This is a genomic window from Pseudomonas sp. R5(2019), assembly GCF_009905435.1.
Classification (GTDB): Bacteria; Pseudomonadota; Gammaproteobacteria; order Pseudomonadales; family Pseudomonadaceae; genus Aquipseudomonas.
Genome location: NZ_JAAAMT010000021.1, coordinates 14,058 through 28,089, shown reverse-complemented (window position 1 = coordinate 28,089; position 14,032 = coordinate 14,058). Strand labels below are relative to the sequence as shown.

The window sequence follows — 14,032 nt, the reverse complement described above, 5'->3', positions numbered from 1 at the left end:
CTCACCTCATGAAATTAACCTGCAAGGAGGCTCCATGCGCGTAGCGCTGACGCTGTCCACCCTGTTACTGCCACTGCTGATGGGCGCCAACGCCCACGCCGCTGGACCGAAAGACATTGCCCCGTACCCGGCGCCTGAAGCCGGCTTCACTCGCCAGATCATCCACTTGCCCCATCAAACCGATGAATCGGCCCACAAAATCGAGATCCTTGCGGGCAAGCAACTGGAGGTGGACTGCAACCGCCAACGACTGGGCGGCACCCTGGAAGAGAAAACCCTGGAAGGCTGGGGCTATCCCTACTACCGTCTGGCCGACGTGAAAGGCCCGGCGAGCACATTGATGGCGTGCCCGGACAACAAGAAAACCAAAGCCTTTGTGCCGGTTGTCGGTGACGGCTTCCTGCTGCGCTACAACAGCAAGCTGCCGGTTGTGGTCTATGTGCCTGAAGGCGTTGAGGTCCGCTATCGGGTCTGGTCTGCTTCGGAACGGGTGGGCAAGGCCACCGTGGAATAAAAAATGGCCGCTGAGGCAGATGCTTCAGCGGCCATTTTTTTGTGTGTTCGTTAAAGGCTGTCGTTGACCCGATGGGCCTGAACCCCTTGACGATTCTTCAAGTCATGACGCAACCCGGCAATCAAATTGGAAATGGCCCGGTTGCTGTTCAACTGCTCGGCACAAATCCCCGTCCTGTGGAGATCGACTCGCTCGCTGGTCCGATCATAAATCCGCACCGTCAGCGACCTGTCCTGGGCTTGGGTGCATTGGCAGCGCATCGGTAGAAAGCTGCTTTCGATGATGTTGCGCAGTTCCAGAGTTGACAACATTTAATACCCTCCTTGCGTCTCGGTGTCTGAATCCTTGGCGATCAGCGTAACCCTATGCAGACTAGGCCGTTTTTCCACCTCGCGTAGGAAATTTCAGTTCAGAACCGTCTTTATTGTTAGAAAAATGTTTCAAGGCCTGGTTGAAACTTTGCTGCGGCCTGCACAGTCACCTGCTTATCCCGGCGGCGAGCAAGGCGAAAAAGCCCGCGCCACGAAAACCCCGCAAGGCGTCGTGATTTCCGACCAATAGCTGGCAAACGGGGGAGTATCTCCCCCGCCATCGCACAGGCACAACTGTCAGTTCTGACAGCTTATACGGACTGTTTTTTATCCTTATAACGCTCGGTAAACACCTTCCCGTTCGGTCGTGGCCAAAGCGGTTTCAGGGGTGTTGCTCAGACCTAATGGATAAGGAAAAAGCCATGCCTCTGCGAACGCTCAAGCACACCGGGACCCTGCTACTGCTTAGCCTTGCTGTCCAGAATGCCAACGCCGCCTTCACCCCGACCCCCGGTGATGATGTGTATGTGTGTCATACCGGCTGCACAGAGCCGTCCTTGACAGACATCGGCGGGAATAACTCATTGATGTTCCCGGCCGGCAGCGCCGGAGCTATCTCCGGCAATGTGACCTTTGGCGCAGGTCGGGACAGTTTGATCATGAACGGCGGCAGCGTTGGAGGCGCCGTGCAGATGGGCAGCGGCATTGACTACACCCAGATCAATGGCGGAACGATCAAATCCCTGGCCCAGGGCGATGGCCTGGACAACTTCCTGATGACCGGCGGCACCATCACAGGCGCGTTTGAGGACGGTGATATCGCCAAACAAACTGGCGGCAGTATTGGCCGCGTCGACATGAAGCTCGATGACAACACCTATGACCTGTCTGGCGGCGCGATCAAGGGGAACCTGGTCACGGGTTTCGGCAAGGACACCATCATCGTCTCCGGTGGCAGCATCGGCGGCAATATCAGTGTCAGCGGTGGCAATGACAGCGTTTCGGTCAGCGGGGGCGATATCGGCGGCAATATCCTGATGAGCTTTGGCGATGACAGATTCAACTGGAAGGACGGTGGTGCCATTCATGGCGCTGTGCAGTTGGCGGATGGCAATGACACCGCAGTGGTCACCCACCTGCCGGCCAATCTCCTCTCCCAGCCAACCTCCATAGACGGCGGCCCGGGCACCGACACTCTGACGTTCGACAACAGCAAGCCGGCCCGTGGCGCGACCTATGTGAACTGGGAAAGTATCGCGCTGACCCATAAATCCGAAATGACGCTTAACGATTCGCTGGTGCTGGGTGACTCGGTGTCCGGCAAAGGCATGTTCAGCATCGACAGCACCAGTACCCTGCGTTCGGCCAAGGGCCAGGTGGTACCGATTGATGCCGCGCAAAAGGCCATCGTTGCCAACAACGGCGTCATCGACCTGACCGGCAACAGCGCCAAGGGCCGCTTCACGGTGGTGGGTGATTACCAGGGTAATGGCCGGCTCAAGGTGGGCAGCGTGCTCGCGGGGGATGGCGCCGACTCCGACAAGCTGGTGGTGTCCAAAGGTATGCTCAGCGGCAGTACCGTCATTGAGGTGAACAACTTCAAAGGCCTCGGGGCGCTCACCGCTCAAAACGGGATTCAGGTCGTTGAGGCCAACCAGGGTGCGAGCAGCAGCAATGGCGCGTTCACCCTCGGTAAGCCGCTGTCGGTTGGTGCTTATCAGTACTACCTGTTCAAAGGCGGCGTGACCGCCGGCAGCGAGAACAGTTGGTACCTGCGCTCCAGCGTCGTGGCCCCACCGGCGGTCACGCCATTGCCGCCCACACCGCCCACGCCTCAACCGGTCGCCCCGGTCCCGGCACCCGCGGTCAGCGCACCGGTGGCGGCTGTCGGTACCCCAGCGCTGCCTGTGCCGGTCGCGGGCCAAAGCATTGCCTTGTATCGAGCGGAGGTTCCGGTCTACTCGGCGGCGGCGCCGGCAGCCGCGACACTGGGCCGGGCCATGCTCGGCACCTTCCACCAGCGTCAGGGTGAGCAGCGCTTGCTCACCGAAAGCGGTTATGCCAAGGCAGGTTGGGCCCGGGTCTATGGTGAGAATGTTGACCAGAAGCTCGGGGGCACGGTGTCGCCGACCTTCAACGGCAGCGTCAGCGGCGCGCAGGTGGGTCACGATATCTGGTCATCAGATTCACAGCGCATGGGCCTGTATGTTGGTAAATCCCGCATCCGCGGCGACGTCAAAGGGTTTGCCCTGGGCTTTGAGGACAATCCGGTCGGGGATTTGAAACTGCTGGGTGATTCCGTCGGTGCCTACTGGACCCGCATCAGCAAATCCGGCGCCTACGTTGACCTGGTCGGTCAATATACCCGGCTCAACGGCCGTGGGCGCTCTGATCGAGGGCTTCAGCTGGATCTGGACGGCCAGGTGGTGTCGGTGTCTGTCGAGGCCGGCGTGCCATTCGCGCTGAACGAACAGTGGGACCTTGAACCCCAGGCCCAGGTGATCGCCCAGCGGGTCTCGCTGGACAACACGAATGACGGCATTTCCCACATCGACTTCGACAATGACCCGACGTTTACCGGTCGTGTGGGGGCGCGGCTGCGGGGTAATTTCAACGCGGGCGGGTTGCCGGTCACGCCGTGGGTGCGCACCAACCTGTGGCGGACCTTCAATGCCACTGACTCCGTGACCTACGACCGTATGGATCGAGTCGATACCGAACAGTCTGCGACTTGGTTGAACGTTGATACAGGCGTATCGATAGACCTGGCCCCTGCCGTCAGCGTCTATACCAGCGTCAGTTACGGCGCCAACACGGACAGCAACAGCCAGAAATACCTGGCCGGCGACCTGGGTATCCGCCTGCGCTGGTAACCCCCCTCACCCGCGCCGGGCCGCCAGCAAGCCAAGCCCGGCGCAGCTTAACAATACCGCGCTGGTACGGTTGAACATCCGGCGCTGGCGCGGTTCGTTGAACCAGCGACGCAGATAGGCACCGACCCAGGAATAGATCGCGATCGCCAGCCACTCCAGCAGCAAAAACATCCCGCCCAACCAGGCAAATTGCTCACTGACCGGTATCGGGCTCCCGAGCTTGATGAACTGCGGCAAAAACGCGGTGAAAATCAGAATGGCCTTGGGGTTGCCCGCCGCGACCCAGAACTCTTGCCGAGCCAGGCGAAACAACCGCGCCTGCTGGGCGGTGGCGGGTGCGGCCTGCTCAACCGGCGCACGCCACAATTGCCAGGCGATATAGAACAGATACGCCGCTCCCAGCACCTTGACGCCGGTAAAGAGCATTTCGCTGGTGTGCAGCACCACGGCAAGCCCCATGGCCGCCAGCGCGATCATGCCGGCAAAGGCAATCAACCGGCCAATCCCGGCCAGGCAGGCATTGCGCAGCCCATGGCTGCTGGCGTTATTGAGCGACAACAGGTTGTTGGGGCCCGGTGACATATTGAGGGCGAAGCAGGCGGGTATGAACAGGGCCAGGGTGGCGAGATCCATCGGGGCATTCCACAGCAGAAAAATTCGTCCAACGATAGTGCCTCTACCCTTCTCAGGCAACCGCTGTAAGCGTCGCAAGGTCCAGCAAGGTGAAGTGCCCGGTTGCCCAGCCAGCGGTGTCGATGTGATAGACATTGCCCAGCACCGTCACCTCCCGCAGCGGCGTGTGCCCGACGATGAGTGCCCTCAAGCCTGAAACCGGGCTTTCGTTCATCAGCTGCAAGCGGCGCCTGGACCATTGGCAGCTCTCTTGATCTGCGCTGGACAGGTGCCCGTCGATCACCTCTTCACGCAGACGTTGCCACTGCGCGAACGGGCAGTCGGCATGCACAAACCCGACCGTGCCCAAGGCTGTCTCAACCTCCATGACCAGGGGCATCTGCGCGAAACGACGGGCAAAAATGCGTTGCGCCTGTGCCGGCAGGTCCAGAAACCAGCCACCACCGCTGGCCCGGTACATCTCATGATCCAGCCAACCGCCTTGAACATGGGCGATGGCCAAGGCTTCATGGTTACCCTGCACGGCAAAAAACCAGGGTCGCTCCAGCCAGTCCAGCGCATCCAGGCTCTGCGGACCACGGTCCACCAGATCGCCCACGCTGAACAGGCGGTCGACGGTCGGATCGAAGCCTGCGCTGTCCAGCGTCCGTTGCAGGCGATCGAAATACCCATGGATATCGCCCACGGCCCAGTCCCTGCCATGGGCCGTGGGGTTGACTGAAAAATGCCGATAACTGCTCATGGTCCCGCCTTCGCCTGAATGAGTGCCGCACTATTGAGCATAGGGCATACGTCGAGCCTCCCAAGCGCCAGCTTGTCGCCCCCCATCAACGGCGTAAACTTGTGAGTAGAAAGCGCCATACGTGGAGGTGCGCCATGCGCCCGCTGTTCATTCCTGTCCTGCTGCTGGGCATGAGCATCCACTCAGCCTGGGCGGCCACTCCCCCTGTCGTCGTGCAGTTCACGAACCCGGACCATTACAGCGATGCCAGCCTGCGTTCAAACTACCAGCGCGGGGCCGACCCCAGTGTGCTCAAGGCCCTGCGGGCGAAATTCGAGAAGCTGGGCAGTCGCTACCTGCAACCGGGCCAACAACTGCAGATCGAAGTGCGCAATATCGACCTCGCCGGCCGTTTCGAGCCCTGGAACTACAACGCCAATGACGTGCGCTTCATGCGCGAGATCACCTGGCCGTCTATTGACCTGCATTACGTCTTGAGCCAGGACGGCAAAATCGTGCGTCAGGCCGATGCGCGGATCAGCGACAAGGCTTACCTGCAGCGCCCGGGTCGAACGAGCCACAGCGACCGCTTGTATTCGGAAAAGGCGATGCTTGACGACTGGTTCCGGCAGCAGTTCAAGCCTCGTTGACAGCGAAGCTTCGCGGGCAATGCCCGCGAAGCGGCCAGACGACAGTGTTACGGATTACTAAGCGGCTGGGTTTTCGACGCCCGGGCCTTCATGAGCCCGTAATACGACAACGCCGGCACCACCAGCCCGACCACCCAGGCAAGGTCTACCCCATCGAGCGCCTGTGCCACCGGCCCGACATACAAGGTGGTGTTCATGAACGGCACCTCCAGCACAATCGCCCCAATGAAACTGGCGCAGGCGATGCCATTGAACCGACCGTACTGCCCCTTCATGTCAAAAATGTCCGGCAGGCTGTAGACCCCTTTGCGCAGGCAGTAATAGTCCACCAGGTTGATGGCCGTCCAAGGGATCAGGAAGTAACTCATAAAGAAGATAAAGTTCAGGAAGAACGCGATGAAATCATCCTGGCTGATCGTGCACAACGCCGTCGCGATCACGCTGATCACCAGCATGAACACGCCGCGCACCCGAGGGGTGACGTTCAGTCGCGAAAACGGCTCGATCACCGTGACGGTCGACATGAACGCGCCATACAGGTTGAACACGTTGATCGATACCTGCCCGTAGAGGATAAAGGCGAACAGCAGCACCGCCACAGGGCCGAACAATCCCGCGACATGGCTGCCGACGTTGTCGCCAAAGCCGCTGATGCCGACGCTCAGCATCGCGCCGAGAATCATCATCCAGGCACCGCCCGTCACCGTTCCGGCATAGCTGTACCAGAACACCTTGGCCATCGAAGTGTGCGTCGGCAAGTAGCGCGAGTAATCGGCCACGTAAGGCGCATAAGACAGCTGCCAGGTGACCGCGATGCTCACGGCCACCAGGAATTTCGACAGCGAAAAGCCCGAGGCAGCCCACTGCTCCGCCGGGATCGGCAGGCTCAAGGCCAAGAGTGTCGCCGCGATAAACACCACCAGCGACAACAGCGACAACACCTTCTGCAAGCGGTGAATCAAGCGATACCCATACAGCGCGACGACAAAGCACAACGCGCCGATCAGGTAGATATTGCCGTTGCCCGACAGTGGGCTGACCGACTCAATGGCCTGCGCCGCCAGCAGGGTGTTACTGACGAAAAAGCCCAGGTAGATCAACATCACAAACAGCAACGGCAGCACCGCGCCGATCACACCGAATTGCGCGCGGCTCTGGATCATCTGCGGAATCCCCAGCTTCGGCCCCTGGGCCGAATGCGAGGCCATGAAAATCGCGCCCAGCAAAGAGCCCAGCACAATCGCCAGGGCACTCCAAAACAGGTTCAGCCCCATGACCACGGGTAACACCCCGGAGGCGATGGTGGTGATGTTCATGTTGGCGCCGAACCAGATGAAAAACAGCGAGCCCGGTTTGCCATAACGCTCGGCTTCAGGGATGAAATCGATGCTTCTTTTCTCGACGTTCATGCTGATCACTCCTGCGCCTGTGCGTGAAGACGGGTATGCAGCCGGTCAATGGCACCCGGCAGTTCGTGAACCTGGTGGGCAAACTGATCGGGGGACGTCGGTGTACAGCCGGTATAGGGCTCCCCTGCCATTGAGCGCAGCCACTGTGCGGTGGTCACCAGCTCCAGCGAATAGACCCAGTTCGCCAGGATCAACAGCGCCGAATAGTGGGCCGCTGCGGTGGTCGCCGTGCAGGCATCGGTCACCAGGCGAATGCGATAACCCAGGGCGAAGGCGTCGTACACCGTGGTCATCACGCAGACATCCGTGAGCACCCCGCTGACGGTCAGTGTGTCAATGCCCTGCTGTTGCAGACGGGCATGCAGGTCAGTCTGGAAAAAGGCGCTGTAGCGCGGCTTGTCGATAACCGTTTCACCGGCTATCGGTGCCAGTGCCGGGAGGATCTCGACCGCAGTCGTGCCGCTGCGGTAGCTGGCGGGGCCACCGTCCGAGGCCAGCGGTTCATTGGGAGGCAGGCCGGTGCCGTCGGCCAGATTGATGTGGCGGGAATAGAACACGGCAACTGCCTGCTGGCGCGCCGCGCTCAAGAGGCTGGAGGTGTTGCGAACCACAGTGTCGAACCCTTCCAGGGCGAAACCGTTTTCGCATTGCATATCGATGATCAATAGCGCGTTGTTATTATTCATGGCAAACCTGATCAAAAAAGTGGACGCGTTGCTGCGTCCAGCACACTCGAATACACCATCACCAGGCGCAGCAATGCCCCGGGCGACGTGCACTGGACCTTCTGAGTGTGATCAGGAAATTATTTGCCAGAAGCCGTTCTGCTTGGCTGAAACGCTTGAGCGCAAGCGTTTGAGACGCACGTGCGAAGTGGTCGAGTTGGCGCGCAGATAGGCCAGCTCGATGCCCAGAGGTGCGATCAGTGAGTTGAATCGATTGTTCATGGTGAGCATCGACCGTGGATGAGATAGAACTGATTACTGGTATACCATAATACATAAAAGTCGCAAGTGCCCTGCGTCGGCCGGACAATATCGCGGGCATCTCACCTTTATTTGCATCCGCCTGCATCCAACTGGCAATCCCCTGCGTATATCCAGCAAGGCCAGACTTTCCTGGCCCCTTAAACGCCAGTAAAGGGGTAACACCATGAACAGTATTTCGCTCAAACGTCCGGTTATCACCCGCCTGCTGACCCTGGCCATTGCCAGTGGTTGTGCCTTCAGCACTGTGCAAGCGGCGGACATGTCCCACCCGACCGTCATGGTGGGTGGGCAAAGCATGTTGCCGAGCAAAACCATCGTCGATAACGCGGTCAATTCGGCCGACCACACCACCCTGGTGGCCGCTGTCAAAGCCGCAGGCCTGGTCGATACCCTCAAAGGCAAAGGCCCATTCACCGTCTTTGCACCGGTCAATTCAGCCTTCGCGGCATTGCCGGCCGGCACCGTGGATAACCTGCTCAAACCCGAAAACAAGGGCACCCTGACCCAGATTCTGACCTACCACGTGGTGGCCGGTAATCTGGACATGCTGGAGCTGAGCAAACGCATCAAGGCCGGTGGTGGCAAGACTGAGTTGACCACCGTCAGCGGTGGCAAACTCTGGTTGATGATGAATGGCCCGCACAACATTGTGGTCAAGGATGAAAAAGGCGATGTGGCCGATATCAGCACCTACGATGTCACCCAGTCCAATGGCGTGATTCATGTGATCGATAAGGTGCTGCTGCCAAAAAGCTGAGTCGTGGCGGGCATTGCCACCGTGGTGATGCCCGTTTTTCCCGGAGCAGCTATAACTGATGACGGGTAGGTGCAGCATGAAACTGCACGTGCAGGCAGCCCGGGTGTTGGCGGCACGCTGCCCCATTGAACCGAACGCGCAGGAGTCAGACCATTTCGACTGTCGACGCCAATCAGCTTCGAACTTTGCTCACCGAAGTGTCGCTGGGCAATCGCCGCTCATTCGAGGCCTTGTATCGAAGCGTCAGCGGCCTGCTCTATGCGGTGGCGTTCAAATGCATGGGGCGTAAAGACATGGCGCAAGAAGTGGTTCAGGAAAGCTTCGTGCGCATCTGGCACCACGCCTCGCGCTACGACAGCACTGTCGCCGAACCGCTGACCTGGATGATCAGCATCACCCGCCACCTGGCCATTGACCAACTGCGCAAGCGCCGCGAAGTCGCATTGGACGACAACCCGCTGCACGAGTTGGAAGACCACACCCCCGGTGCCGTCGAGCAATTAACGGCTCAACGTGAAGCGAGCGCCCTGAACCGCTGCCTGCAGACCCTGGACAACGCCCAGCGCACGGCCATCACCACGGCCTATTTTCAGGGCCTGTCGTGCTCGGAAATCGCCGCGCGCCTTCATCAACCCCTGGGCTCGGTCAAGTCCTGGATTCGTCGGGGCATGGAGCGCTTGCGCAGGTGCCTTGAACCATGAACTACCAATCCCCTTCCCTGCGCCGGGCGCTGGCCGCCGATTACAGCATCGGCCTGATGCCGCCGCTGGCGCGCAAGCGCTTTGAGCGGTTGCTCAAGACCGATCCGACCTTGCGCGCCGAAGTCGCCCAGTGGCACGAGTCGCTGCTGGCGCTCACCCAGCCGCTGCCCGAAGAGCCGGTGCCCGAACAGGTCTGGCAAGCCATCGAAGCGCGGCTATTCCCGGCAGCGCGCAAGCCCGGCCTGTGGGACATGCACTGGCTGCGCGGCGCGATCCTGGCGGCGATGCTTTCGGTGGTAGTGGCAATCGGGGCGTATTTGTACCAAGGCGATCCGCTTTACACCACGACGCTTGTGGCCGATAACCAGCAAGCCGTCATGGTCGTTGATGGCTACGACGATTATCTGCAGATAGAAGCCCTGAAACTGACCTCCGTCGACGCTGACCGCAGCCTGGAGCTGTGGGCAATTCCGGCGGATGGAAAACCCGTGTCACTCGGCCTGTTGCCACGCCAGGGCAGCTCGAAACTTGAACTGGACGCCGGACAGCAAGCGGCACTGAAAAACGCCAAGGCGCTGGCGGTGAGCCTGGAGCCGTTGGCCGGTTCGCCCACAGGCCAGCCGACAGGGCCGGTGTTGTATCAGGGTGTATTGCGCTCGCTGTGAACCCATAGGAGCCGGGCTTGTCGGATCGCCGCACCGCCGCGATGAACGATGACGCGCAACCCCTGAAAAACTGCGGCGTCCTCTTTCGCGGACAAGCCCATTTGCCAGCGGGGCCAGCTCGGCCAGCCAACAGGCGATTGGTACCGGGGTGATCGGCGGGATGTTGACGGCGACACTGGCGGTGGTGTTTGTGCCGGTGTTCTTTGTGGTGATGACGCGCTTGACGGGCAAGCGCCGTAATATCGTTCAATCGGTGGTGCCAGAACAAAATCAGGGCTGCTTTGCAGCCCATCGCGGCCAGGTCCGCTCCTACATTCCCCGCGCAAATATTGCGCAGGCTGTTGTAGGAGCGGACCTGGCCGCGATGGAGCGCGAAGCGGCCCCGGTTACACTCAATCAGCCATGACGATTTTACCCACCCGCGCCTCACCACGGGTCGCCAGGCAGTAGTACAGCGGGCAGGTCACCGCCAGCCCCACCAGCCACGACAGGTCCACCCCGTCGATGATGTTGGCGTACGGCCCGACATAAATCGCCGTGTTCGCCACCGGAAGCTGCACCAGGATGCCGATGAAGTACGCCACGATCGCATGCATGTTGAAGCGGCCATAGATCCCGCCATCGGCGCGGAAGATCGAAGTGATGTCGTACTGGCGGTTCTTGATCAGGTAGAAGTCGATCAGGTTGATCGACGCCCACGGCACCAACACCAGCAACAGCGCCAGAATCAGGCCGATGAATTGCGAAATGAAGTCTGCCGATGCGCTCAGCGCCATCAGGCAGCAGCCCACCAAAACGACGCTCGACAGCACAACCCGTACACGAATGCTCGGCGTCCAGTTGCCGGCGAAGGTCTGGATCGAGGTCACGATCGACAGCACCGCGCCATACAGGTTGAGGGCGTTGTGGCTGATGATGTTGAGCAGGAACAGCACCATCAGGATCGGGCCCAGCCAACCGGTGGACTGCTTGACCGCCGCCATGGCCTCGGTGCCTTCAGGCGTTGCCAGCACAGCGACAGCGCCAAAGCTGAACGACAGAATGGTGCCCAGGGTAGCGCCCAGGTAGGTGGCCATGAACGGACGGAACACACCGATATCGGCCGGCAGGTAACGCGAGTAATCCGAAACATACGGCGAGAAGCTGATCTGCCAGATGATCCCCAACGACACCGTCGCCAGAAAGCCCGAGAGGTTAAAGGCGCCGCGACTGAAGAAGTCCACCGGCAGCTCATGGGCAAAGATATAGAGAAAGCCCGCCAGCAATGCCGTGCCCATCACCCAGGTGCCGATCCGGTTCAGGGTGTGAATGAAGCGGTAGCCGATCACCCCGATGGCCGTGGCACTCAGCGCGCCGATGATGATCCCGGCCGGCAGTGGCACCGACTCGGCAATCCCGGTGATGGATTTGCCCGCCAGCACAATGTTGGAAATAAAGAAGCCCAGGTAGATGACCGCTGCAAAAAACACGATCAACAGCGCGCCATAACGGCCGAACTGGCCGCGGCTCTGAACCATCTGCGGGATGCCCATGCACGGCCCCTGGGCCGAAGCGAGGGCGATGACGATACCGCCAATCATGTGACCGAGCACAATCGCGATCAGCCCCCACAATAGATCAAGGTGGAATACCTGAATCACCATCGCACCGGTCACGATCGGCAGTGGCGCAATGTTGGTGCTGAACCAGAGGGTGAAGAGGTCACGGGCCTTGCCGTGGCGCTCGGCGAGTGGAACGTAATCGACCGTGTGATTTTCGATCAATTGGCTGGAGCCGGACTGCTGGGAGTTATTCATGAGTTCGAAGATGCCTGTTCTTATCTTTGTCTGAAGCCAAACCATGGCGCGCTGGCTGCTCTTCAGCAGCTCAGTGAGTGCAGACCATATTATGGTATTCCAGGCTTTTGACAAGACTGATCCGCTGTTTGAACGACGAACTGATCCGCTCCCTGCTGCCCGCTCAATCGCCGCAAAAACCTCGCAGCCCCGGAAAACAGGCGCTTGAGCGCTGACGACGACGTTTGTCGCCTGCAACGGAAAAAGGACTTGCAAAGTCAATCTTACGGTATACCATCAGACAACAAAGCTCATAAAAAGCGCCCTAGCCGCTCCCCGCGAGGATTTCTGCAATGATCGATGCCAACGTCTACAAGCATGTGATGGGTTCGTTCCCTTCCGGCGTAACCGTCATCACCACTCTGGACGACGACGGCCAGATCGTCGGTCTGACGGCCAGCGCCTTCAGTTCTTTGTCCATGGACCCGGCGCTGGTGCTGTTTTGCCCCAACTACAGCTCCGACTCCTATCCTGTACTGATCAAGAACAAGCGTTTTGCCATTCACATGCTGTCGGCCGAGCAGCAGAAAGAGGCCTACGCCTTCGCCAGCAAGGGCAAGGACAAGGCCGCCGGTATCGAGTGGACCTTGAGTGAGCTGGGCAACCCGCTGCTGGCCAACGCCACCGCCATCATCGAATGCGAGCTGTGGCGCGAATATGAAGGTGGTGACCACGCCATCATGGTGGGCGCGGTGAAAAACCTGATCGTGCCGCAGCGGTCCATCGGCCCGCTGGTGTACTGCCGCGGCAAAATGGGCGCATTGCCCGCGTTTGCCTGACCCTTGCGCATCATTTCTAAAAAGACCAAAGATTCGAGGAACGCGTCATGAAATTTTCCCTGTTCGTGCACATGGAACGCTGGGACGAAAGCGTCAGCCATCGTCAACTGTTCGAGGACCTGACCGAACTGACGCTGATGGCCGAAACCGGCGGTTTCAGCACCGTCTGGATCGGCGAACACCACGCCATGGAATACACCATCTCGCCAAGCCCGATGCCTCTGCTTGCGTACCTGGCGGCGAAAACCACGACCATTCACCTGGGCGCCGGTACCATCATCGCGCCGTTCTGGCACCCGCTGCGGGTGGCCGGTGAATGCGCCCTGCTCGATGTGATCAGCAATGGCCGCATGGAAGTCGGTCTGGCCCGCGGTGCCTATCAGGTCGAGTTCGACCGCATGGCCGGCGGCATGCCAGCCTCCAGCGGCGGCAATGCCTTGCGTGAAATGGTTCCAGTGGTGCGCGCACTGTGGCAAGGCGACTACGCCCATGACGGCGATATCTGGAAATTCCCCACCTCCACCAGCGTGCCCAAGCCGATCCAGAAACCCAACCCGCCGATGTGGATCGCCGCCCGCGACCCGGACTCGCACAACTTCGCAGTGGCCAACGGCTGCAACGTGATGGTGACGCCGCTGATGAAGGGCGACGAAGAAGTCGTCGATCTGAAGAACAAGTTCGAATCAGCCCTGGCCAACAACCCCGGTGTGCCGCGCCCGCAACTGATGGTGCTGCGCCATACCCACGTGCACGCCAGCGACGACCCGGATGGCTGGCAAGTGGGTGCCAAGGCGATTTCACGTTTCTACCGCACCTTCGATGCCTGGTTCGGCAACAAGACCGTGCCGCAGAACGGCTTCCTGGAGCCAAGCCCGGAATCCAAGTTCGCCGAACGCCCGGAGTTCGAACTGGAGAACATCCGCAAGAACACCATGATCGGCACCCCGGAAGAAATCATCGCCCGCATCAAGTACTACCAGGAACTGGGTGTGGACGAGTTCAGCTTCTGGTGTGACAACAGCTTGCCGCATGAAGAAAAGCGCAAATCGTTGCAGCTGTTTATTGATCAGGTGGTGCCGGCGTTTCGTTGAGATCTTTTAGATCGGCGTCGACCTAATTCGCGGCGGTCCGCCGGACCGCCGCGAAGCTTTTGAAGACACCACCATCCCCCATGTCACGCACACACAAATGCGCT

15 protein-coding genes and 1 pseudogene are annotated in these 14,032 nt (G+C 60.0%); 9 read left to right on the top strand and 7 right to left on the bottom strand.

Annotated features, from left to right (window positions below):
- Positions 1 to 34 precede the first annotated feature (34 nt).
- A complete protein-coding gene (gene eco / locus GUY40_RS15300; protein ID WP_166569756.1) occupies positions 35 to 514 on the top strand; it encodes a serine protease inhibitor ecotin in 480 nt (159 codons plus the stop codon).
- 50 nt (positions 515 to 564) lie between these two features.
- Here eco and GUY40_RS15295 read toward each other — a convergent pair whose 3' ends face one another.
- The gene (locus tag GUY40_RS15295) at positions 565 to 825 is read right to left on the bottom strand and encodes a DUF1652 domain-containing protein (protein ID WP_166569755.1); all 261 of its coding nucleotides are present in this window, start codon (positions 823 to 825) and stop codon (positions 565 to 567) included.
- A gap of 422 nt (positions 826 to 1,247) precedes the next feature.
- Here GUY40_RS15295 and GUY40_RS15290 point away from each other — a divergent pair, with 422 nt between their 5' ends.
- A complete protein-coding gene (locus GUY40_RS15290; protein WP_256675769.1) occupies positions 1,248 to 3,698 on the top strand; it encodes an autotransporter outer membrane beta-barrel domain-containing protein in 2,451 nt (816 codons plus the stop codon).
- Between the two features lie 6 nt (positions 3,699 to 3,704).
- Here GUY40_RS15290 and GUY40_RS15285 read toward each other — a convergent pair whose 3' ends face one another.
- Complete coding sequence (locus GUY40_RS15285) at positions 3,705 to 4,331, bottom strand: LysE family translocator (RefSeq protein ID WP_166569753.1); 627 nt, start codon at positions 4,329 to 4,331, stop codon at positions 3,705 to 3,707.
- 52 nt (positions 4,332 to 4,383) lie between these two features.
- Entirely contained in the window at positions 4,384 to 5,073 is a 690-nt protein-coding gene (locus GUY40_RS15280; RefSeq protein WP_166569752.1) for a metallophosphoesterase, read from the bottom strand.
- A gap of 134 nt (positions 5,074 to 5,207) precedes the next feature.
- On the opposite strand from GUY40_RS15280, the gene GUY40_RS15275 reads away from it, so the two are divergent.
- Complete coding sequence (locus tag GUY40_RS15275; RefSeq protein WP_166569751.1) at positions 5,208 to 5,702, top strand: DUF3016 domain-containing protein; 495 nt, start codon at positions 5,208 to 5,210, stop codon at positions 5,700 to 5,702.
- 47 nt (positions 5,703 to 5,749) lie between these two features.
- On the opposite strand, the gene GUY40_RS15270 is transcribed toward GUY40_RS15275, so the two are convergent.
- The 3 genes from GUY40_RS15270 to GUY40_RS15260 all read right to left on the bottom strand — a co-directional run bounded on the left by GUY40_RS15270 (position 5,750) and on the right by GUY40_RS15260 (position 8,058).
- On the bottom strand, positions 5,750 to 7,111 hold the full coding sequence (locus tag GUY40_RS15270; RefSeq protein ID WP_166569750.1) for a cytosine permease: 1,362 nt from the start codon (positions 7,109 to 7,111) through the stop codon (positions 5,750 to 5,752).
- A gap of 5 nt (positions 7,112 to 7,116) precedes the next feature.
- The gene (locus tag GUY40_RS15265; protein ID WP_166569749.1) at positions 7,117 to 7,797 is read right to left on the bottom strand and encodes a cysteine hydrolase family protein; all 681 of its coding nucleotides are present in this window, start codon (positions 7,795 to 7,797) and stop codon (positions 7,117 to 7,119) included.
- 111 nt (positions 7,798 to 7,908) lie between these two features.
- Positions 7,909 to 8,058, bottom strand: coding sequence for a hypothetical protein (locus GUY40_RS15260; RefSeq protein ID WP_166569748.1), 150 nt, complete (start codon positions 8,056 to 8,058; stop codon positions 7,909 to 7,911).
- A 205-nt stretch (positions 8,059 to 8,263) separates the two neighbouring features.
- Between GUY40_RS15260 and GUY40_RS15255 the strand changes: the two genes are divergently transcribed.
- From GUY40_RS15255 to GUY40_RS28805, 4 genes and pseudogenes are all read left to right on the top strand, one after another.
- The gene (locus GUY40_RS15255; RefSeq protein WP_166569747.1) at positions 8,264 to 8,857 is read left to right on the top strand and encodes a fasciclin domain-containing protein; all 594 of its coding nucleotides are present in this window, start codon (positions 8,264 to 8,266) and stop codon (positions 8,855 to 8,857) included.
- 125 nt (positions 8,858 to 8,982) lie between these two features.
- On the top strand, positions 8,983 to 9,558 hold the full coding sequence (locus tag GUY40_RS15250; RefSeq protein ID WP_166569746.1) for a sigma-70 family RNA polymerase sigma factor: 576 nt from the start codon (positions 8,983 to 8,985) through the stop codon (positions 9,556 to 9,558).
- The gene (locus GUY40_RS15245) at positions 9,555 to 10,223 is read left to right on the top strand and encodes an anti-sigma factor domain-containing protein (RefSeq protein WP_166569745.1); all 669 of its coding nucleotides are present in this window, start codon (positions 9,555 to 9,557) and stop codon (positions 10,221 to 10,223) included. The genes GUY40_RS15250 and GUY40_RS15245 overlap by 4 nt, the downstream gene beginning before the upstream one ends.
- Positions 10,224 to 10,326: 103 nt before the next feature.
- Positions 10,327 to 10,461: pseudogene (locus GUY40_RS28805) on the top strand (efflux RND transporter permease subunit); the annotation flags it as partial.
- A gap of 154 nt (positions 10,462 to 10,615) precedes the next feature.
- On the opposite strand, the gene GUY40_RS15235 reads toward GUY40_RS28805, so the two are convergent.
- The gene (locus tag GUY40_RS15235; protein ID WP_166569743.1) at positions 10,616 to 12,019 is read right to left on the bottom strand and encodes a cytosine permease; all 1,404 of its coding nucleotides are present in this window, start codon (positions 12,017 to 12,019) and stop codon (positions 10,616 to 10,618) included.
- Positions 12,020 to 12,351: 332 nt separating this feature from the next.
- Here GUY40_RS15235 and GUY40_RS15230 point away from each other — a divergent pair, with 332 nt between their 5' ends.
- A complete protein-coding gene (locus GUY40_RS15230) occupies positions 12,352 to 12,837 on the top strand; it encodes a flavin reductase family protein (protein ID WP_166569742.1) in 486 nt (161 codons plus the stop codon).
- Between the two features lie 47 nt (positions 12,838 to 12,884).
- A complete protein-coding gene (locus GUY40_RS15225) occupies positions 12,885 to 13,928 on the top strand; it encodes an LLM class flavin-dependent oxidoreductase (RefSeq protein ID WP_166569741.1) in 1,044 nt (347 codons plus the stop codon).
- Positions 13,929 to 14,032 lie beyond the last annotated feature (104 nt).